15 protein-coding genes and 3 tRNA genes are annotated in these 20,014 nt (G+C 68.7%); 12 read left to right on the plus strand and 6 right to left on the minus strand.

All coding sequences use genetic code 11. The features are described from left to right. Positions 1-7 precede the first annotated feature (7 nt). Positions 8-943, plus strand: coding sequence for a hypothetical protein (locus tag EJE94_RS14790; protein WP_207855973.1), 936 nt, complete (start codon positions 8-10; stop codon positions 941-943). Continuing rightward, the gene (locus EJE94_RS13285) at positions 940-1,737 is read left to right on the plus strand and encodes an inositol monophosphatase family protein (RefSeq protein WP_207855974.1); all 798 of its coding nucleotides are present in this window, start codon (positions 940-942) and stop codon (positions 1,735-1,737) included. The genes EJE94_RS14790 and EJE94_RS13285 overlap by 4 nt, the downstream gene beginning before the upstream one ends. Here EJE94_RS13285 and EJE94_RS13290 read toward each other — a convergent pair whose 3' ends face one another. From EJE94_RS13290 to EJE94_RS13305, 4 genes are all read right to left on the minus strand, one after another. Then, positions 1,738-1,926 carry a hypothetical protein gene (locus EJE94_RS13290; protein ID WP_121242878.1) on the minus strand — a complete coding sequence of 63 codons (189 nt, stop codon included), beginning with the start codon at positions 1,924-1,926 and terminating at the stop codon, positions 1,738-1,740. A gap of 56 nt (positions 1,927-1,982) precedes the next feature. Further along, positions 1,983-2,059 (minus strand) — tRNA-Arg (locus EJE94_RS13295). Positions 2,060-2,116: 57 nt separating this feature from the next. Continuing rightward, a complete protein-coding gene (locus EJE94_RS13300; protein ID WP_121242880.1) occupies positions 2,117-2,758 on the minus strand; it encodes a response regulator in 642 nt (213 codons plus the stop codon). Between the two features lie 14 nt (positions 2,759-2,772). Further along, entirely contained in the window at positions 2,773-4,308 is a 1,536-nt protein-coding gene (locus tag EJE94_RS13305) for a sensor histidine kinase (RefSeq protein WP_121242882.1), read from the minus strand. 67 nt (positions 4,309-4,375) lie between these two features. Between EJE94_RS13305 and EJE94_RS13310 the strand changes: the two genes are divergently transcribed. From EJE94_RS13310 to EJE94_RS13325, 4 genes are all read left to right on the plus strand, one after another. Beyond that, positions 4,376-4,451 (plus strand) — tRNA-Thr (locus EJE94_RS13310). A gap of 39 nt (positions 4,452-4,490) precedes the next feature. Continuing rightward, positions 4,491-6,569: a transporter-like protein gene (locus EJE94_RS13315; RefSeq protein WP_121242884.1), complete on the plus strand. Its 2,079-nt coding sequence runs from the start codon at positions 4,491-4,493 to the stop codon at positions 6,567-6,569. A gap of 65 nt (positions 6,570-6,634) precedes the next feature. Beyond that, positions 6,635-6,711, plus strand: a tRNA-Met gene (locus tag EJE94_RS13320). Positions 6,712-6,789: 78 nt separating this feature from the next. Continuing rightward, positions 6,790-7,506 (plus strand): M15 family metallopeptidase, encoded by a 717-nt coding sequence (locus tag EJE94_RS13325; protein WP_121242886.1) that lies wholly within the window; start codon positions 6,790-6,792, stop codon positions 7,504-7,506. Here EJE94_RS13325 and EJE94_RS13330 read toward each other — a convergent pair whose 3' ends face one another. Next, on the minus strand, positions 7,507-7,788 hold the full coding sequence (locus EJE94_RS13330; RefSeq protein ID WP_121242888.1) for a hypothetical protein: 282 nt from the start codon (positions 7,786-7,788) through the stop codon (positions 7,507-7,509). Positions 7,789-8,086: 298 nt separating this feature from the next. On the opposite strand from EJE94_RS13330, the gene EJE94_RS13335 reads away from it, so the two are divergent. Then, on the plus strand, positions 8,087-9,865 hold the full coding sequence (locus EJE94_RS13335; protein WP_121242892.1) for a SpoIIE family protein phosphatase: 1,779 nt from the start codon (positions 8,087-8,089) through the stop codon (positions 9,863-9,865). A gap of 8 nt (positions 9,866-9,873) precedes the next feature. Here the strand turns inward: EJE94_RS13335 and EJE94_RS13340 are convergent, their stop codons facing one another. Beyond that, entirely contained in the window at positions 9,874-11,649 is a 1,776-nt protein-coding gene (locus EJE94_RS13340; RefSeq protein WP_121242893.1) for a SulP family inorganic anion transporter, read from the minus strand. Between the two features lie 116 nt (positions 11,650-11,765). Between EJE94_RS13340 and EJE94_RS13345 the strand changes: the two genes are divergently transcribed. The 5 genes from EJE94_RS13345 (at position 11,766) to EJE94_RS13365 (ending at position 20,004) form a co-directional block, all read left to right on the plus strand. Then, positions 11,766-12,077 (plus strand): ArsR/SmtB family transcription factor, encoded by a 312-nt coding sequence (locus EJE94_RS13345; protein WP_121242895.1) that lies wholly within the window; start codon positions 11,766-11,768, stop codon positions 12,075-12,077. Positions 12,078-12,177: 100 nt separating this feature from the next. Beyond that, entirely contained in the window at positions 12,178-14,319 is a 2,142-nt protein-coding gene (gene aas, locus EJE94_RS13350; protein WP_370685666.1) for a bifunctional acyl-ACP--phospholipid O-acyltransferase/long-chain-fatty-acid--ACP ligase, read from the plus strand. Further along, positions 14,319-15,560 (plus strand): amidohydrolase family protein, encoded by a 1,242-nt coding sequence (locus EJE94_RS13355; RefSeq protein ID WP_121242899.1) that lies wholly within the window; start codon positions 14,319-14,321, stop codon positions 15,558-15,560. Before aas ends, EJE94_RS13355 begins: the two co-directional genes overlap by 1 nt. Further along, positions 15,557-17,263, plus strand: coding sequence for an MFS transporter (locus tag EJE94_RS13360; protein WP_121242901.1), 1,707 nt, complete (start codon positions 15,557-15,559; stop codon positions 17,261-17,263). The genes EJE94_RS13355 and EJE94_RS13360 overlap by 4 nt, the downstream gene beginning before the upstream one ends. 14 nt (positions 17,264-17,277) lie before the next feature. Next, positions 17,278-20,004: a DUF2339 domain-containing protein gene (locus tag EJE94_RS13365; protein WP_124962466.1), complete on the plus strand. Its 2,727-nt coding sequence runs from the start codon at positions 17,278-17,280 to the stop codon at positions 20,002-20,004. Positions 20,005-20,014 lie beyond the last annotated feature (10 nt).

Consider the following 20,014-nt stretch of genomic DNA (forward strand, 5'->3'; position numbering starts at 1 on the left):
TCACCTCATGAATCTGAGCAGCCCCACCCTCGCCGAACTGTCGCAACGCGACCCGACGGGCCGCGTCGACCTCGAGTCGCCGCGCGCAGTGGAGGGGGCGATCCGCGCCATCCTCGACGGCATGCCCGGCGGCTGTCCCGATCCGGGATTGCTGACGCGCGCCATCGACGACCTCGTGCGCGCCTTCCGCGGCGACTATCCCGGGCTGTTGCGCTGCGACACCCTCTACCACGACCTGCGCCACGCGCTCGAGACGGGGCTGACCATGGCTCGCCTGCTTGCAGGCGAGGCCAGCATGAGCGGACCGGAGGCGGAGCCGCGCATCGACCGCACCCACGCCCTGTTCGGCATCATCCTTGCCCTCTACCACGACATCGGTCTGCTCCGCCGCAGCCATGAGGCGGATCTCTGGGGCGCGTCGCTGACGCCGGTGCACGAGGAGCGCGGCGTCGAGTTCCTGCAGAACTACCTCAGCGGAACCTCGCTGGCCGCGCTGGCCCACAAGGCCGAGCTGATCATGCCGACCAAGCTGATCTTCAGGATTCCCGCCGAATGGCCCGCCCTGCACCAGAAGCTTGCCAGCATGATTGCGACGGCGGACCTCCTCAGCCAAATGGCCGACCGCTGCTACCTGGAGAAGTGCCGCGATTTCCTCTTCCTCGAGTTCAGCGCCATCGGTCTCGCGGGCACCGACGACAGCCCCTATCCCGATCGCGAGACGCTGCTGCAGAAGACGCCGGGCTTCTACAGCGGTTTCATCGCCAAGCGCCTCGACGAGGACTTCGGCAACGTCCGCCGCTTCATGAATCACCATTTCGACGGCGCCAGCCCCTACGACGATGCGATCCAGCGCAACCTGGATCATCTGGGCAACGTCCTCGCCACGCACGACTACGCCCTGCTGCGCCGGCACCCCAAGGTCTTCGTGCCGATGCTGGCGTGACGGCCCCGGTCGAGCTCGCCCCTCTCGAGACCCTGATCCGCGAAGCCGCGCGCGACGAACTCGTTGCGCGCTTCCGCCGCACCTCCCGCCACGAGAAGGCCGACGGCAGCTGGATCACCGAGGCCGACCTGGCGATGCAGGATCGCGTAAAGTCGGCGCTGGCGGCACGCCACCCCGGAATCGGCTTTCTCGGCGAAGAGATGGAGGCAGGCGAGCAGCAACGCCTGCTGGACGACAGCAGTGGTTCCGGCATCTGGGTACTCGATCCGCTCGACGGCACCAGCAATTTCGCCGCCGGCATCCCGCTGTTCGGCGTCTCGCTGGCCCTGTTGCAGGGAGGCCGCATCGTCGCCGGCATCGTTTACGACCCCATGCACGACGAATCCTTCGCCGCCACCCTCGGCGGCGGCGCCACGCTGAACGGCGAGGCCCTGCACGCCAGGCCGGCCGGCATCCCCATCGCCAAGACCACGGCCTGCATCGACTTCAAGCGCCTGCCGCCGCAGCTCGCCACCCGCATCGCGGCGACCCCGCCCTATTCCTCGCAACGCTCTATCGGTTCGGTGGCCTTGGACTGGTGCTGGGTTGCGGCCGGCCGTTTCCATCTCTACCTGCATGGCCGGCAACGGCTCTGGGACTACGCGGCGGGCAGCCTGGTGCTGGCCGAGGCCGGCGGCTTCTCCGACACGCTCGATGGCACCCCGGCGCCACCGACGCTGGCGCCGCGCTCGGCGGTATGCGCCGCCGACAGGGGCCTGTTCGAAGAATGGTGCCGCTACCTGCGCAGCGGCTGATCAGTTCTTCTTCTTTTCCTCTGCGGTGCCACCGCTGCCCGCCACGGCCTTGACCCCCGCGACGGTCAGATCCGCGGCGGTTCCCACCACCGCGACGCCGGCCGAGACGGCGACGTCGGCCGCCACGATGATGGCCGAGCAGGCGCTCAGAATCGGCATTGACAGCAGACCCACGACTAGCGCGCGCATGGCGACCCCGTATGTGGCAAGGGCCTAGATCTTTCGATCTAAGCCCTTGAATTTGTTGGCGCGCCCGGAGAGATTCGAACTCCCTACCCCTTGGTTCGTAGCCAAGTACTCTATCCAGATGAGCTACGGGCGCCTTGCTTGAGGGCGCGAAGTATAACAGAACTTTTTCATGCCGCGCGCCGTGCCGTCGCTACTCGACGAGGCCGTGCTCGAGGCCGTAGCGGATCATCTCGGCGTTGCTGCGCAGGCCGGTCTTCTCGATGATGCGGGCGCGGAAGGTGCTGATGGTGGCGACGGCGAGATTGAGTTCGTCGGCGATCTGGGTCAGCGGCCGGCCGACGGCGATCAGGCGGAAGACCTCGAACTCGCGGTCGGTGAGCAGTTCGTGCAGCGGCTTCTCGCTGTCGCTGGCGATGGCGTCGGCGAGCTGCATCGCCACCGTCGGGCTCAGGTATTTCTTGCCCTGCGCCACCTGGCGGATCGCCGTGACCAGCAGTTCCGGCGCGCTCTGCTTGGTCAGGTAGCCCGAGGCGCCGGCCTTGATGGCGCGCACCGCGTACTGCTCTTCGGGGTGCATCGAGAGCATCAGCACCGGCAGCCGCGGGAATTCCTTCTTGAGCTGCTTGAGGGTGTCGATGCCGTTGCGGTTGGGCATGGTGACGTCGAGCAGGAAGACGTCCCACTGCTGCTGCCGCGCCAGTTGCAGCGCATCCGCACCGTCGTCCGCCTCGCCGGCGACGACGAGGTCGTCGGTCTCCGACAGGATCTGCTTGAGGCCCTGACGAACGATGGCGTGATCGTCGGCGATGAGAACGTGAATCTTGGTGGCCATGGGTCTTTCGGGTATCAGAACAGATTGCGCTGCAACTCTTCCTCGTCACGGGACGGCTCGGCCCCGCGCCGCTCGGGCACCTGCAGCGCGATATGGGTGCCGCCGCTTTCCCCGCTCGCAACGTTGAAGGCACCGGCCAGGCTGTGCACGCGTTCGCGGATGCCGCGCAGGCCGAAGGACTTGGGCTTGGCGAGATCGCCTTCGGAAATGCCGCGGCCGTTGTCGCGAATTTCGAGGGAGATACTACCGTTTTCGCGGCGCATGCGCAGCACCACCAGCGAGGCGTAGGCGTGCTTGGCGATGTTGGTCAGCGCCTCCTGCACGATGCGGAACAGCGCCAGCGAGGTGTCGGCGTCGGGCTCGATGCCCTCGTCGTCGCAGTGGACACGGCAGGTGATGCCGAAGCGCTTGGCGAAGTCGTCGGCCTGGCAGCGTACCGCCTCGGCCAGGCCGAACTCCTTGAGGATGCCCGGCCGCAGTTCGCGCGAGACGCGGCTGGCCGTCGCCATGGCCTGGTCGAGCAGCGTGCCGATCGCCTGCGCCTTGTCGCGCAGGCCGGCGGGCGTCGCGGGCAGTTTGGCGGTCAGCAGGTTGGTTTCGATCTTGATCGCGACGAGCAGGCTGCCGATCTCGTCGTGGATGTCGCGGGCGATGCGTTCGCGTTCCTCCTCGCGCACCACCTCGAGGTGCGACGACAACTCCGACAGCTGTTCGCGCGAGCGGCGCAGCTGGGCCTCGATCTCCTTGCTTTCCGAAACATCGGAGGCGATGCCCTGCCACACCGTGTCGCCATTGTCGACGTGGCCAAGGTGGCGCGACGTCGCGGAGAGGCTGATCCAGCGGCCACGGGCACGGCCCTTGAGCCTTCCCTCCCACTCCAGCGGCACGCCCGAGTGCACCGAAGCGGCGATGGCATCCTCGAGCCGGCGCCGGTCGGCGGCCTCGAAGGCGTCGAAGAAGCGCCGCGCCGAATAGACGATCTCGTGCTGCTTGATGCCGAGCAGGCGGTGGCAGCCGTCGCCGACGAAGAGGAATCGAAACTCGCCGCCACCGTCGCGCAGCAGCTGGAAGACCATGCCGGGCAGGCTCGACGCCATGGCGCGGAAGCGCGCCTCGCTGTCCTTGAGCATCTCGAGCGCGGCGCGGTGCTCGGCCCGATGGCGGGCCTCGCGGATCTCGCGCTCCAGCGCGGGTGCCAGACGGTCGAGGCGGTCGCTCGACACCACGTCGTGGGCGCCGGCCTTCATGGCACGGATCGCCGCCTTTTCGTCCGCGGGAGCCGCCACGATCACGCAGGGAATGTCGAGGTTCTGCTGGTGCATCGCCTTCAGCACCGCCGCCGCGCTCAGCGTCGTCTCGCCGTAAAGATAAAGGCAGCCATCCCAGGTCTGCATGCGCAGCGCGGCGCGCAGCGCCGTCGGCGTCGCGGCACGCATCACCCGGACTGCCATGCCGGACTGCGCCAGCCGTCCGGACACGGCCGCGACACGTTCGTCGGCGGCCGCGATCACCAGCAGACTGACGGAGGCATCGTGCGAAGTGTGCGTCATGGAATGGCCGATTCTAAATCGAGGCCGCAGCTTGATCCGATATACTTCGCCGCTGTTGTGACAAAGGGCCGGCATAGCTCAGCTGGTAGAGCAACCGCCTTGTAAGCGGTAGGTCGTCTGTTCGATTCAGACTGTCGGCACCATCCCGATCAAGGATCCGCACCCGCCACGAAGGGCCGCACATGACCCCCGCCACGACCCAGGCGCTGCTATCGGCCCTGCGCGGATTCACCGACGCCGCCGCGGCAGCGGCCGACCCCGATCGCGCCCTCGACCTCTTCGTCGCGCTGTTCGACGCGGTGCGACCACGGCGCAGCAGGAACCTCGAGAGTGCGCTGGCCAACTACGTCTTCGTGGTCGAGCACTTCGAGGCCGACCGCGCGCTCGCCAAGGCCGCGCACGGCCAGCTGCAGATCCTGTTGACCAGCCGACGGCTGCTGCGCTTCTTCGCCGACAGCGGCATCCTGCCGGCGACGGGCTTCTTCAGCGAGCTCGGCCGCATCGTTTCCAGCCGCCTGCTGCCCGAGGTGCCGGACGACAGCGATTTCCGCGGCTGCCTGCACCGCATCTTCCACCGTCCCGACGACTGGCTCTGGCTGCAAGCGATCCCCCCCGAGCTGACCCAGCGCTTCTGGCGCTCGCTCGCGCCGGCCTCTCCGGCCGAGCTGGCGGAGTTCAAGCCCGCGTTCCAGTACGTCACCGGCGAGATCCTCGACGCCCTGCTGGTACTGGCCTACCGCATCGGAGCGCTCGGTTCCGAGCCCGAGCTTGATCGCCTCGGTCCGAGCTTCGCCCGCCATACGGTGCGCTTCCATGCCACCGCGGCAGCCGCCCAGTATTTCGCCGACGCCTGGCGGCGCCACCAGGTCGAACCCCGCGATCTCGAGGGCGAGATCAAGGATCTCGAAGTCATGCTCGACCAGTCGCGCGAAGCCCTCGACGACGCCCACCGCATCGCTCTGCGACGCGGCACCAGCCTTCATCTCACCTACGTGCTGCAGCGCTCGCGCCAGACCCTCGACCGTATCGAGCAGCTGAGCCGGCTGCTTGGCGACGCCGGCGGCGCCGGGCGCGAAGCGGGCGTGCTCGCCGCCTGGAGCACGGTGGCGCGCGACGCCCTGCGCATGGATTCGCGGCGCAACAGCCCCACCCATCACATCCGCTCGGGCATCGAGATGCTGGCGCTGCGCGTCACCGACAATGCCGCCAAGACCGGCGAGCACTACATCGCCGAGACGCCGGCACAGTACGCAGGCATGTGGCGCGCGGCCGCCGGCGCCGGCGTGATCATCGCCGCGATGGCGCTGCTGAAGATATTCAGCAGCAAGCTCGACCTCGCGCCGGCCGGCTACGCCCTGCTCTACAGCCTCGACTACGGCCTCGGCTTCGTCGTCATCTACATGCTGCACCTGACCGTCGCCACCAAACAGCCGGCGATGACGGCGCAGACCATCGCCGGCTACCTCGGCAGCGCGAGCCAGGGGCGCGTCGCCGAGTTGGACCGCGTGGTCGAACTCGTCGCCGCGGTGACGCGCAGCCAGCTCGCGGCGATTCTCGGCAACGTGATGCTGGCGATGCCCGCCGCACTGCTGATCGCCTACGCCCTCAACCGGGCCGCCGGCTCGCCGATCATCGACCCGGGCAAGGCCGCGCACCTGCTCGACGACCTCGACCCACTCGGCTGGGCCATTCCGCATGCCGCCGTGGCCGGCGTCTTCCTCTTCCTGTCGGGCCTGATCTCGGGCTACTTCGACAACAAGGCGAGCTATGCCCAGATCGGCGCCCGCGTGGCCCGCTTGCGCTGGCTGCGCGCCATGTTCGGCAGCGACCGCGCCGAGGCGGCGGGCAGCTATCTCGAGAACCATCTCGGCGGCCTCATGGGCAATTTCCTCTTCGGCTGCATGCTCGGCTCCACCGGCACCATCGGCCAGATCCTCGGCCTGCCCGTCGACATCCGCCACATCGCCTTCGCCTCCGCCAACCTCGGCTATGCCTGGCAGGCCTTCGACTACGCCCTGCCGCTGCGCACCCTGCTCTGGGCCGGGCTGGGCGTCGCCTTGATCGGCTTCACCAATCTCGCCGTGAGCTTCGCCCTGGCGCTGTGGATGGCGCTGCGCGCCCGCGGCGTCGAATTCACCCAGACGCGCGAACTGCTGCGGCGGCTGTGGCTGCTGTTCAAGTCGCGTCCGGCGCTGTTCCTGCTTCCGCTGCGAACCGGCGAAGCGGCCGCCGCTGCGCAGACCGGGAAACCCCGGCGCTGACCGCCACATTTCGGGCGATCCTTGTTGACGCATCTTCGCCCTCGCTTTAGAATGCCGTTCTCTGACGCGGGGTGGAGCAGTCTGGCAGCTCGTCGGGCTCATAACCCGAAGGTCGCAAGTTCAAATCTTGCCCCCGCAACCAACAAAAAGACAATAAGGCCAATCACTTAGCGGTGGTTGGCCTTATTGCTTTGGCATAGCGGAACAGTTCCCCCTGTCGATGCAAAGCTACCGCTCCATCCCCATCGAGGAATGCAAGGATCCGCTGGTCGGCATCCCGGCTGAGCCCTTCGCCTTCACCCGGCCCCACCCTTACGTCCTGCTCGGCGCGCCCTATGGCGACGCATCGCCCTGGATGCTGCGGCGGCGCGTCCTCGCGGCGCTGCTGCAGGCCGCCGACGCGCTGCACGCGCGCAGGCCGGGCTGGCGGCTGAAGCTGTTCGACGCCTACCGGCCGCTGCCGGTGCAGGCATTCATGGTCTGGCGGGAGTTCGGCCTCCAGGCCGAACGGGCCGGTCGTTCACTGGCGCCGTGTCGCAACCCGGCCGAACTGGAGGTGCGGGAACCCGAACTCCACGCGGCGCTGGCGGCCACGGTGTTCGAGTTCTGGGGCATCCCCAGCGACGATCCGCGCACCCCACCGCCGCACAGCACCGGCGCGGCCGTCGACCTGACGCTGCAGGACGCAGCGGGGCACGAGGTCGACATGGGCTGCCCAATCGACGAGACGACGGAGCGCGCCTATCCCGACCACTATGCCGGCGCGACCACGCCGGAGCTACATGGCTTTCACGAGCGGCGGACGCTGCTGCACGACGTGATGACCTCGGCCGGGTTCAACCGGCACGCCAACGAGTGGTGGCACTTTTCGCTCGGCGACCAGATGTGGGCGTGGGCGCGGGGCGAGCGCGCGGCCATTTTCGGCCGGGCCCGGTGATCACTCGTCCCGACTGCGCGGCAGGGTGATGTACTCGGCCGCGTGGTGTTCCTCGACGATCACCGCCTCGCCCTCGATCACTTGTCCTCCCGGCGGCCGTTCGCGCAAGGTTCTGCGCAGTTTCCGCGTCTTCCACCAGAAGTAGCCCCAGGCCGCGAGTCCGGCGACGGCGAGGACTGCGAGCAGTACCACCGAGAACATCACGCCCAGGACGAGCAGCGCCGCACCGGCGACCACGCCGAGCAGCTTTCCGAGCGGGCCGGGTTCGTCGGGCCGGTTCATCGGCGATGCCTCAGTCTGCGGGTCATGTCCATTCCTGTCGCATTTGAATCCGGTCGGCGGGAGCCATCCCGGCGGTGCGCAATGATATGCCGATGCCGGTGTCCGCACACTTCGTTCAGTATTCGGAGATACTGCCGTTCTGCCCTGAAACGCGACCTGAGGTGCAACGCTGATCTCCCTCCGCCTCCATTCGCTCCGTGCGAAGCTGATCCTCGCCATCGGCCTGCCACTGCTGGCGATCCATGGCGTCCTGCTGACCCAGGAATACCTGGTCGGCAAGGCCGAGGCGATCGCCGACATGGCGGTATATCTGCGCGAACTGACCCGGCACCGGGCAGCGCGCATCGACGGCGAGTTTTCGGTGCTGGCCCAGGCGGCCCGTTCGTCCGCCTGGCAGCTCGACGGCGTCGCACCCGACGACCAGGCCGCGCTCGACCGGATACTGCAGGGCACGCTGGCACAAAGCGAACTCATCTACGGCTCCGCGATCGCCTTCGACCCCGGACTCCGGCGTGTGGCCCCCTACCTCTATCGCCCCGGCGGCGAAACCTCGCTGCGCCGACTGGACATCGGACGCGATGCCTACGACTACACAAGCTGGGACTGGTTCCGCCTGCCGCGCGAAGCCGGATCGCCGGTATGGGTGGAGCCCTATTTCGACAAGGGCGCCGGCAACGTGCTGATGGTCACTTATGGCGTGCCCCTGTCGCGACAAGGACAGTTCAGGGCAGTGCTGACGGTGGATGTCTCGCTCGAAAGGCTGCGCGCGGACATGTCCCGGGTCGAAGTGCCGAACGGCTTCGTCGCGCTCGCGAGCCGTCGCGGTGTCTTCCTTTCCCACCCGCGGCCGGACATGGTCATGCACGAAAGCGTGGCCGGCGTCGCCGCAAAGCTCGATCTGCCGGAACTGGCGGCTGCCGCAACGGACATGGCGTCGGGCAGGAGCGGCGTGGTGCGGCTGCTCGATCCCAACGACGGCGAGGGCATGAGCTGGCTGGTGTACGCGCCGATCGCGTCCACCGGATGGTCGCTCATGGCCCTGGTCGAGGAAGAAAAGGTGCTGGCCCAGGTCAATCAACGCCTGCAGCGCCAGCTGCTGGTGTCGCTGGCCGGCGCGGTGCTGGTGCTGCTGATACTGCTGCTGACCACGGTGCGCATCACGCGGCCGCTCGTCCGCCTCGGCGAGACCGCGCGGCAGGTGGCCGGCGGAAACCTCGCGGCACGGGCTCAGGACGTCTCCGGCCACGACGAAATCGGCCGGTTCGCGACGGTGTTCAACCGCATGCTCGACGAGCTCGATGCGGCGACCGCGGCCCGCATCCGCGAAGCCGCGGCGCGGCAGGCGGTGGAAAGCGAACTCAAGGTGGCGCTGGAAATCCAGCGATCCCTGCTGCCCCATGTCTTTCCGCCGTTTCCCGACCATTCCGAATTCGAGCTCTACGCGATATGCAACCCGGCCCTGTCCATGAGCGGGGACTTCTACGACTTCTTCCTGCTCGACGAGAACACGCTGGTGCTGCTCATCGCCGACGTCTGCGGCAAGGGCGTGCCGGCGGCGATGTTCATGGCGGTGGCGCGCACCACCCTGCGCAATCTCGGCCGGCCGGGGCTATCGCCGGCCCAGGTGCTCGAGGCCGCCAACCAGGCGCTGGTCGCCGAGAACGAGCAAGGCATGTTCGTGACCCTGTTCCTCGCGCACTACGACCTGGCGAGCGGCGCACTGCGCTATGCCGGCGCCGGCCATCCGCCGCCCTGCCTGGTCCGCAGCGATGGCGAGGTCGCCCGCCTGCCGTCGCATGGCGGCCTGTTCGGCGTGTTCGCGGAAGCGCGCTACGAGATGGGCGAGTCACGCCTGGAACCCGGCGATGCACTCGTCCTGTACACCGACGGTGTCACCGAGGCCCACGATGCCGGCGGGACGCTCTACGGCGAAGCCCGTCTGGCGACACTGCTGCAGGACGCGGCGTCGCAGCCGGCGGAGTCGATCTGCCGCGCGGTGGTCGCCGACGTGGATGCCTATCGCGCGGACGGGCGCCAGGACGACGTCACGCTGCTGGTCCTGCGGCGCACGGCCTGAGCACAGCCTCAGCGCGGCGGCTGGTCCTCCCAGTCGACCCAGTCTACGGCGTACTTTTCGAGATAGCTGTTGACGCCGACGCCGATCGTGGGGAAGAAGGAGTCGTCGCCGAGCCGCGAGAACAGGCCGAAGCGTTTGAGCTTGTCCTTGACCGGGTCCTTCATCTCGGCGAAGCACAGTTCGATCCCGGCCGATTGCAGCAACTCGTCGAGCTCGGCGAGGACATCGGCAGCCGTGACGTCGACGCTGGTCACCGGCTCCGCCGCCACCACGACCCACTTCACCGGCGTCGGCGACGTGGCGATGGCGTCGAGCACCCGGTTGTGGAACAGCTCGGCATTGGCGAAGAACAGGGGCGCGTCCCAGCGGAACAGCACCAACCCCGGAACGAGGCGCGCCTGCGGATAGCGCTTGATGTCGTGGTAGCCCTTGACGCCCTCGGCCCGGCCGAGCACGGCCGAATGCGGCCGCCAGCCGTCCCAGAGGAATTCGATCACGGCGATGATGATGGCCAGGCCGATGCCCGGAATCGCGCCGAGGACGAAGACGCCGATGGTGCAGACGATGGACAGCCAGCACTCCCAGCGCTGGATGCGGTAGATGCGCTTGAGATCCGTGATCTCGATGAGGCCGATCGCCGCCGCGATCACCACCGCCGCCAGGGCGCTGGTCGGCAGATTCTTGAGGAGATCCGGCGCCGCGACGAGCAGCAGGGCGACGGCCAGCGCGCCGACGACCCCCGTCAGCTGCGTCTTGGCGCCCGCCGCCTCGGCCACCGGCGTGCGCGAGGAGCTGCTGCTGATGGGGAAACCCTGGAAGAAGCCGGCCGCGAGATTCGCCGCGCCCAGGCCCACCATCTCCTGGTTGGGGTTCACGTAGGTGCGCGAGCGGGCCGCATAGACGCGCGACAGCACGCTGGTGTCGGCGAAGGCGACCAGCGCCGTGGCGCAACCGCCGAGCAGCACCGGGCCGATGTCTTCCTTCGTGATCCAGGGAATGGCGAAGGCCGGCAGGCCCTGCGGCAGGCTGCCCAACACCTTCACCCCGGCCTGCCCCAGTTCGAATATGCCGACGATCGCCGTGGCGGCGATCACCGCGACGAGCACGCCCGGGACGCGCGGCAGGTTCTTGAAAGTGAATATCAAGGCCAGCGTGGCGGCGCCGACAAGAAGTGTCGCCCAGTGCGTCCGCCCCTCGGCGATCGCCACGCCGATGCCGACGATGCTCTCGATCGGCCCGTCGCTCTTGATCGAGAAACCGAACAACTTCGGCAGCTGGCTGATCAGCACCGTCAGCGCGATGCCGTTCATGTAGCCGTAGCGGATCGGCTTCGACAGCAGTTCGGTGACGAAGCCCAGCCTGACGAGGCCGGCGACGATGCAGATCGTGCCCGAAACGACGGCCATCATGCTGGCCAGCGCGATGGCACGCAGCGGATCGCCGCCGGAGAGAGGCAGCACGACGGCGAGGATCACCGCCGCCAGCGCCGAGTCCGGCCCCAGCACCATGATGCGGCTCGGCCCGAACACCGCATAGGCGAGGAGCGGAACGATGGTGGCGTAGAGGCCGTAGATGCCGGGCACGCCCGAAGCCACCGCATAGGCGATGCCCGCCGGCACCAGCATCGCCGCCAGCACCAGCCCCGCGACGATGTCGTGGCGAAGCCATGCCGCCTCGTAAGCGCGCAGCACCTGCATCCCCGGCACCCAGCGCGACCAGCCGTCGCCGACGCGCTGCGGGCGCGGCACGCGGCCCTGCTCGGGAGGGAGCAGCGGCGAATCCATGCGAACGCCTCCTGTCATTCCGATAGCTGCGGCGAGCATACCACCGCGGTCTGCGCCTGCCATGCCCCGGCAATAAGGCGTTGACATGACAAAACGACGCAACTAAGATTATCGACATGAGAAAAGACTACCGCCGCGCCATTCCCGCCCGCTGGCGCGCCATGTCCAAGGTGTTCACGGCCCTCGGCGACGAGCACCGCCAGCGCATCCTGCTGCTGTTCGAGCCCGGCGAACGACTCAACGTCGGCCAGATCGCCGAGGTCTCCACCCTCACCCGCTCCACCGTCTCCCACCACCTCAAGGTGCTGCGCGAGTCCGGCGTGCTGCGTTCGGAGAAGATCGGCAAGGAAGTGTGGTTCTGGATCGACCGGGACTGGCTGCTCGCGGTTTTCGGCAACGTTATCGAGTACATTTCCGAAACGACGTGATTGGCGTTCGTTTTTTTGAGACACCCGTCGATATAAGTAGTTGCGTGATTATGACGAAAGTTAGAGAGATGCAGCCTGGGAGAAAGTTTTGATGCGTGCCCTGATCCATTTCATCCTGCGCGGACTGGCGTCGATGCTCTTCAGCGTCCGCATCAAGGGCGACCTGCAGGCCCTGTCCGCCCAACGGCTGCTGATCGTCGCCAACCACGAGTCCTTCCTCGACGGCCTGCTGCTCGGCCTCTACCTGCCGGTCGATCCGGTCTTCGTCGTCCATACCGGCATCGCCCGTTCCTGGTACTTCCGCCTGATCCTCTCCCAGGTCGATTATCTGGCGGTCGACCCGACCAGTCCGATGGCCATGAAGAAAGTCATCCGCCTGCTCGAATCGGGCCGCCCCGTCATGATCTTTCCCGAAGGCCGCATCACCGTCACCGGCAGCCTGATGAAGGTGTACGAGGGCCCGGCCTTCGTCGCGGCGAAGACCGCCGCCACCATCGTCCCGGTGCGTCTCGACGGCACCGCCCGCACCTATTTCGCCCGCGTCTCCGGCAAGGCACCGCGCCGGCTGTTCCCCCGAATCACCATCACCGTCCTGCCGCCGACGCGCATCGACATGCCGACAGCCGCGACCGCCAAGCAGCGCCGCCGATTGGCCGGCGAGGCCATGCGCCGCCTGATGCAGGACATGCTGTTCACCTCGCGGCCGCAGCAGACCCTCTACTCGGCGCTGTGCGATGCAGTCGAGATCCACGGCCGCGGCCACCGGCTGGTCGAGGACATGAAGCAGATCGAGTACAGCTACCAGGACCTGCTGAAAATGGCGCTGATGCTCACGCGCCTGATCCTGCGCGCGGCGCCGGAAGTGAAATCCGGCGAGCGCATCGGCCTGCTGCTGCCCAACCTCGCGCCGACGCTGGCCCTGGTCTTCGGCCTCTCGGCCCGCCGCCGCGTGCCCGCCATGCTCAACTACACCGCCGGCACCGAGGGCATGCAGGCGGCCTGCACCGCCGCCACCGTCAAGGTCATCGTCACTTCGCGCGGCTTCGTCGAGCAGGCGAAGCTGGCCGACAAGCTCGCCGGCCTCAAGGGGGTCCGCCTCGTCTACCTCGAGGACCTGCGGGAAGCCGTGACGCTGGCCGACAAGCTCTGGCTCATGGGCTACGCCCTCTGGTTCCCGCGCGCCTTCGAAGCGCCGACCTCGCCCGAGGACGCCGCGGTGGTGCTGTTCACCTCCGGCTCCGAGGGCAAGCCCAAGGGCGTGGTGCTGCCGCACCGCGCGCTGCTCGCCAACATCGCCCAGGTGCGCGCGGTCATCGACTTCTCGCCCGACGACAAGGTGCTGAACGCCCTGCCGATCTTCCATTCCTTCGGCCTCACCGCCGGCTCGCTGCTGCCCGTGCTGAACGGCGCAAGTCTCTTCCTCTATCCCTCGCCGCTGCATTACCGCGTGATTCCCGAGCTGGCCTACGACCGCGGCTGCACCGTGCTGTTCGGCACCAGCACCTTCCTCGCCAACTACGGCAAGTTCGCCCACCCCTACGATTTCTTCCGCCTGCGCTACGTCATCGCCGGGGCCGAGAAGCTGGCCGAGCCCGTGCGCAACCTCTGGTTCGAGAAATTCGGCCAGCGCATCTTCGAAGGCTACGGCGCCACCGAGACCGCGCCGGTGCTGGCGGTGAACACGCCCATGGCCTACCGCACGGGCACGGTCGGCCAGTTCCTTCCCGGCATCGAGCCGCGCCTGGTGCCGGTTCCCGGCATAGAACGCGGCGGCCTGCTGCACGTGCGCGGCCCCAACCTCATGGCCGGCTATCTCAAGTTCGAGCAGCCCGGCGTGCTGCAGCCGCCCTCATCGAGCGAGGGCGAAGGCTGGTACGAGACCGGCGACATCGTCGATATCGACGCCGACGGCTTCGTCCGCATCGTCGGCCGCGTCAAGCGCTTCGCCAAGGTCGCCGGCGAGATGGTCAGCCTCGAGTCGGTGGAAAAGCTCGCCGCCGCGGCCTCGCCCGACAAACCGCATGCCGCCTCGAGCCAGCCCGACGCCGCCAAGGGCGAGGCGCTTGTCCTGTTCTCGACCGACGCGGCGCTGGTGCGCGAGATGCTGCAACACAAGGCGCGCGAACTCGGCTATCCGGAACTGGCGGTGCCGCGCAAGATCGTCTTCCTCGAGGCGCTGCCGCTGCTGGGCACGGGCAAGATCGATTACGTGACGCTCAAGCGTCTGGCCGAAAGCGCCTGATGGCCATCGATCGCAAGCGCCGCCTGCTGCTCGCCAGCCTCGGCGCCGGCGCGCTCGCCGCCGGCCTCTACTCGGCCGCCCGCGCCGTGCCGCGGGTGTGGAACCCCTGCCATGCCAGCCTGCCGCCGGAGCTCGCCGACCACCCGCTGGTCCGCGCCGCCTGGGACGGCATCGATCCCGCCCGCGTCTGGGACTGCCACGCCCACATCGCCGGCACCGGCGACTCCGGCAGCGGCATCGTCGTCGCCGAGGAAATGAACAGCCTGCTGCATCCGGTGCAGTTCGCCCAGCGCCTGTTCTACCTCAATGCCGGCTGCGCCCACGACGCCCCCGGCCGCGTGGACCAGAGCTACGTCGAGCGCATGCACAACCTGCTCGAAGGCATGCGCCCCGGCGTCAAGCTCATGCTGTTCGCCTTCGACCGCGCCCACGACGAGGCCGGCACCGCGCTGCCCGAGCGCAGCGCCTTCTACGTGCCCAACGACTACACCCGCGACCTCGCGCGCAAGTATCCGCAGCGTTTCGAGTGGGTCGCCTCCATCCATCCCCATCGCCCCGACGCCGTTGCCGCCCTCGAGCGCGCCAAGGCCGAGGGCGCGCGGGCGGTGAAGTGGCTGCCGCCGGCGATGGGCATCGATCCGGCATCGCCGCGCTGCGATGCGTTCTACCGCACGATGGCAAAACTCGACCTGCCGCTGATCAGCCACGCCGGCGAGGAGAAGGCCGTGCATGGCGCCGGCCGGCCCGAGTTCGGCAACCCGCTCAAGCTGCGCCGCGCGCTCGACATCGGCGTGCGCGTGGTGCTCGCCCACTGCGCCTCCATCGGCGAGGATGCCGACCTTGACCGCGGCGGCAAGCGCGTGGCGAGCCTCGAACTGTTCTCGCGCATGATGGCCGATGCCTCGCATCGCGGCCGCCTGTTCGCCGACATCTCCGCCATCACCCAGCGCAACCGTCCGCTCGAAGTGGTGCGTACCATCGTCGAGCACGACGACTGGCACGGGCGCCTGCTCAACGGCTCCGACTACCCGCTGCCGGGCGTGATGCCGCTGTTCGCACCGGCCGAGTTCGCCCGCGCCGGCATGCTGTCCGACGAGGTCGTGCCCGTGCTCGACGAACTCCACGGCCACAACCCGCTGCTGTTCGACTTCGTGCTCAAGCGCCACCTCAAGGCCGGCGGCCGCAGCCTGCCCGTCGGCATTTTCGAAACCCGTCGTTTCTTCGCCCCGGAACTCGCATGAGCTCCCAGACCCGCCTCCTCCGCGCCCGCCGCTTCCTGCCCCTCTTCGTCACCCAGTTCCTCGGCGCACTCAACGACAACGTGCTGAAGAACGCCATGGTGGTGCTGCTCACCTTCCAGGCCGCGAGCTGGACAGCGCTGAAGCCCGAGGTGTTGGCCAACCTTGCGGCCGGCATATTCATCCTGCCCTTCTTCCTCTTCTCGGCGACGGCGGGCCAGATCGCCGACAAGTACGACAAGGCCGTGCTCACGCGCCTGGTGAAGCTGCTCGAGATCGGCATCGTGCTCGTCGCCGGAGCGGGCTTCGTGCTCCACAGCCTCGAGGTGCTGCTCGCGTCGCTGTTCCTGCTCGGCCTGCACTCGACGCTGTTCGGCCCCATCAAGTACGCGATCCTGCCGCAGCACCTCGGGGAAAAGGAACTGGTCGGCGGCAACGCGCTGATCGAGGCCGGCACCTTCGTCGCCATCCTCATCGGCACCCTGCTCGGCGGCCTGCTCGCCGGCGACCTCGGCGGATCGGGTGCCATCACCCTGGTCGGACTCGTCTTCGCCGTCGCCGGCTATCTCGCCAGCCGCGGCATTCCGCAGGCGCCGCCACCGGCGCCCGAGCTGAAGGTCAACCTGAACCCGATAGTCGAAACCTGGCGCAACATCGCCTTCTCCCGCGAGAACCGCTCGGTCTTCCTCTCGATCATGGGCATCTCCTGGTTCTGGCTCTACGGCGCCATGTTCCTCGCCCAGTTCCCGGCCTACACCAAGAACGTGCTGGGCGGCTCGGAGACCGCCGTGACGCTGCTGCTCGCCACCTTCACGCTCGGCATCGGCGTCGGCTCGATGCTGTGCGAGCGCCTGTCGGCCGAACGCGTCGAGCTCGGCCTCGTCCCCTTCGGCTCCATCGGCCTCACGCTGTTCGGCCTCGACCTCGCCTTCGCCTCCCCCGCCGGGCCTGCCGGCAGCGACGCGCTCGGCGCGCTGGCCCTGCTCGAGCAGGCGGCGACTTGGCGCATCCTCGCCGACCTCGCGCTGCTCGGCATCTTCGGCGGCTTCTTCATCGTTCCGCTCTACGCTTTGGTGCAGCAGCGCTCGGCCGCGGCCCACCGCGCCCGCGTGATCGCCGCCAACAACATCTTCAACGCGCTGTTCATGGTGGTCGGCGCGCTCGCCGCCGCGGCCATGCTCGGCAACGGCCTGTCGATCCCCGCCCTGTTCGGCGTCGCCGCGCTGTGCAACGCCGCCGTCGCCGTGTTCATCTACGGACTGGTACCCGAGTTCCTGCAGCGCTTCGTCGTCTGGCTGCTGATCCACAGCGCCTATCGCCTGCGCGCCACGGGCCTCGAGCAGGTGCCGCACGACGGCGCCGCCGTGCTCGTCTGCGAGCGGGCCGACGCCATCGACGCGTTGCTGCTGATGGCGGCCTGCCGCCGCCCGATACGCTTCGTCATCGATCGCCGGCTCTCCCACGGCCCGCTGCTGCGCTTCGTCTTCGGCGAGTGTCGCGCGATCTACTACGATGGCGCCGTGCCGCCAGCGCCGACTTTTTCAGAAATTGATGCCGCGCTCGCAGCTGGAGAATTGGTGGGCCTGCTGGCGCCGCATGCCCTGAGCGACGCAGCAAGCGCAGCCCCGCGCCTGCCAGTGACGCTGACCCCGCGCGGCGGATTGTTCTCGCGCATCGATCTCGCCGTCGGCGCACCGGCGAACTGAGGAGGGACGACACCATGTGGATCGTCGGAGCATTGATCGGAGCATTCGTCGGTGCCGCCATCGGCCACGGCCTCTGGGCGCTGGGCGCCGTCATCGGCGGCATCGTCGGCCTCTGGCTGAACCAGCGTCAACCGAAGCCCGCACCCGAAGCGACAATCCACGAGCGCCTGCGGCACGTCGAAAACGAGGTCGCCGCACTGCGCGAAGAAGTCGCCGCGCTGCGCGCGGGCCGCGCGCCCGAGGCAGCCGATGTCGCGAGCGAAGCGATGCCGCTGCCGGCCACGGCCGCCGCGCCGGCCGCCACGGACAAGGACGACTGGAACCTCGTCGTCGTGCCCGCCGTCGACGAGAAGCCGGCTGCTCCGGAAGCCGTGGAGGAACTGCCCGTCGCGCCGCCCCCCGAGCCCTTCCGCTCCCCCGTCGAGATGCCGGAGTGGCTGGCCAAAATCTGGGCCGGAAACCCGTTGGCCAAGATCGGCATCATCCTGCTCTTCTTCGGCGTCGCCTCGGGCCTCAAGCTCGCCGCCGAATACGGCCTGATGCCGGTGCCGCTGCGCCTGTTCGTCGCCGCCGCGGCCGGCGTCGCGCTGATCGTCTTCGGCGTCGCCAAGGTGCGCGACGAAACACATCGCACCTTCGGCCTCGCCATCCAGGGCGGCGGCTTCGCCCTGCTCTACCTCGTCGGCTACTTCATGCTCGAACGCTACGCCATGATCGGCCAGGGGCCGGCCTTCGGCCTGTTCGCCGTGCTCGGCGTGGCCTGCGTCTTCCTCGCGGCGAAGCAGGACGGCCCGGCGCTCGCCGTGCTCGGCCTCTCCGGCGCCTTCCTCGCCCCGGTGCTCGCCGGCGGCCGCGCCGACAGCCCGCTGCCCCTGTTCTCCTACTTCGCCCTGCTCAACGTCTTCATCCTGGTCGTGGACTGGTTCAAGTCCTGGCGGGTGCTCAACATCGCCGGCTTCTTCTTCACCCTCGCGGTCGGCATGGCCTGGGCCATCGACGGCTACGAGGAACGCCACTACCTGGTCACGCAGATCTTCGTCGTCATCTTCCTCGTCGCCTATTCGGCGATGCCCGCGGCCACCGCGCTGCTGCGCGCGCCGGGCCTGGCCGGCTGGCGCGACGGCATGCTGCTGTTCGGCACGCCGCTGATCGGCGCCTTCCTGCAGGCGCGGCTGATGGAGGGCACGGAATACGGACTGGCGTGGAGCGCGCTGATCGGCTCGCTCTGGTACTTCGCCCTCTGGGCCCTGATGTTCCGCCGCTCCGAGCCGGAGATCCGCATCGTCGAGCGCAGCCACCTCGGCATCGCCATCGCGCTGCTCACCGTCTCGGTGCCGCTGGCCTTCGGCGCCCAAGTCACCTCCGCCTTCTGGGCCGCGGAAGGCACGGCCGTGCTGTGGTTCGGCGTCCATACGCGGCGCAAGCTGGCGCAAGGCACCGGGCTGGCGATGCAGTTCGCCGCCGGCGTCGCGCTGCTGCTCGGCTGGCACAACCTCGGCCATCGCCTGCCCGTCACCAACGACGCGGTGCTCGGCGCCCTCATCCTCACCTTCGCCGGCCTCGTCGCCGCCCGCCTGCTGCGCTCGCTCGAAGCGGACCCGACCGACAGGAAGGACAACCGCGTTCCGCCCGCCCTGCCCTTCGTCTGGTCCATGCTCTGGTGGCTCGGCGCCGGCCTCGGCGAGATCGAGCGCTTCGCAGCGCACTCCCTGCACGCGCCTTACGGCCTGCTCTATGTCGCTGCCACCGTCATCGGCCTCGAGGAACTGGCGCGGCTGTGGTCGTGGCCGCAGGTGCGGACGGCGGCGATCCTGCTGCTGGCCGGCATGTGGGTCGCCGCCGCGATGACCATCGACCGGGCCGGCCACCCGCTCGCCGGCTTCATGGCCCTGGCGTTGCCGCTCGCGTTCGTCCTCCATTACCTGCTGCTGGCCGCGCACGAACGAACCGGCACGGCGAGCCTGCAGACCGTGCGCCATCTCGGCGCCTGGTGGCTGCTGCTGGTCGTGCTGCCGGCGGAACTGTCATGGCAGGCACAGCAGCTCGCCCCCGGCGTCAAGCTGTGGCCGTTCATGGCCTGGGCGCTGACGCTCGCCGCCGGCATCGCACTGCCCGGCCTGGGTGTTCGCCGCGGCATCTGGCCCTTCGCGGCCGACCAGGGCGGCTACGTGCCGATCGGCATCGCGCCGCCGACGCTGGGGCTCGTGATCCTTCTGGCGTGGGCGAACCTGCATCTCGCCGGCGCCAGCGGCCTCGGCATGCCCTACGTTCCCGTGCTCAACTTCTTCGATGCCACGCAGCTCGCCGGCATCGGCGCCCTGCTGCTCCTCTCCCGCGCGGTGGACGAGCAGCTGCGACCTGCGCTGCGCGCCCTCGCGGCGGCCCTGGCCTTCCTCTGGCTCTCGGCCCTCGCCGGCCGCATCGCCCACCACTGGGGCGGCGTGCCCTTCGACATGCACGCGCTCATGCGTTCGACGCTGTTCCAGGCCATCCTCACCATCTTCTGGACCGTCACCGCCATCGGCACCATGATCCACGCCTCGCGCCGCAGCCTGCGCGAACTCTGGTTCGGCGGCTTCGGCCTGCTCGGCATCGTCGGCGCCAAGCTGCTGCTGTTCGACGCCACCGGCCGCGGCACCGTCACCTGGACCGCGACACTGATCGGCGTCGCGCTGCTGGTGCTCGCGGCGAGCTACTTCGCGCCGCTGCCGCCGAAGGACGTGCGGGATGCGGCGCCGTAGCCCCCCTGCC

The organism is Sulfurisoma sediminicola, from assembly GCF_003865015.1.
Classification (GTDB): Bacteria; Pseudomonadota; Gammaproteobacteria; order Burkholderiales; family Rhodocyclaceae; genus Sulfurisoma; species Sulfurisoma sediminicola.

What these genes read in the sequence shown, in the direction of transcription:
- EJE94_RS13315 (WP_121242884.1), top strand. Translation starts at nt 4,491, where the DNA reads ATGACCCCCGCCACGACCCAGGCGCTGCTATCGGCCCTGCGCGGATTC.
- EJE94_RS13300 (WP_121242880.1), bottom strand. Translation starts at nt 2,758, where the DNA reads ATGGCCACCAAGATTCACGTTCTCATCGCCGACGATCACGCCATCGTT.
- EJE94_RS13330 (WP_121242888.1), bottom strand. Translation starts at nt 7,788, where the DNA reads ATGAACCGGCCCGACGAACCCGGCCCGCTCGGAAAGCTGCTCGGCGTG.
- EJE94_RS13305 (WP_121242882.1), bottom strand. Translation starts at nt 4,308, where the DNA reads ATGACGCACACTTCGCACGATGCCTCCGTCAGTCTGCTGGTGATCGCG.
- EJE94_RS13360 (WP_121242901.1), top strand. Translation starts at nt 15,557, where the DNA reads ATGAGCTCCCAGACCCGCCTCCTCCGCGCCCGCCGCTTCCTGCCCCTC.
- EJE94_RS13355 (WP_121242899.1), top strand. Translation starts at nt 14,319, where the DNA reads ATGGCCATCGATCGCAAGCGCCGCCTGCTGCTCGCCAGCCTCGGCGCC.
- EJE94_RS13290 (WP_121242878.1), bottom strand. Translation starts at nt 1,926, where the DNA reads ATGCGCGCGCTAGTCGTGGGTCTGCTGTCAATGCCGATTCTGAGCGCC.
- EJE94_RS13345 (WP_121242895.1), top strand. Translation starts at nt 11,766, where the DNA reads ATGAGAAAAGACTACCGCCGCGCCATTCCCGCCCGCTGGCGCGCCATG.
- EJE94_RS13325 (WP_121242886.1), top strand. Translation starts at nt 6,790, where the DNA reads ATGCAAAGCTACCGCTCCATCCCCATCGAGGAATGCAAGGATCCGCTG.
- EJE94_RS14790 (WP_207855973.1), top strand. Translation starts at nt 8, where the DNA reads ATGAATCTGAGCAGCCCCACCCTCGCCGAACTGTCGCAACGCGACCCG.
- EJE94_RS13365 (WP_124962466.1), top strand. Translation starts at nt 17,278, where the DNA reads ATGTGGATCGTCGGAGCATTGATCGGAGCATTCGTCGGTGCCGCCATC.
- EJE94_RS13335 (WP_121242892.1), top strand. Translation starts at nt 8,087, where the DNA reads ATGGCGGTATATCTGCGCGAACTGACCCGGCACCGGGCAGCGCGCATC.
- EJE94_RS13340 (WP_121242893.1), bottom strand. Translation starts at nt 11,649, where the DNA reads ATGGATTCGCCGCTGCTCCCTCCCGAGCAGGGCCGCGTGCCGCGCCCG.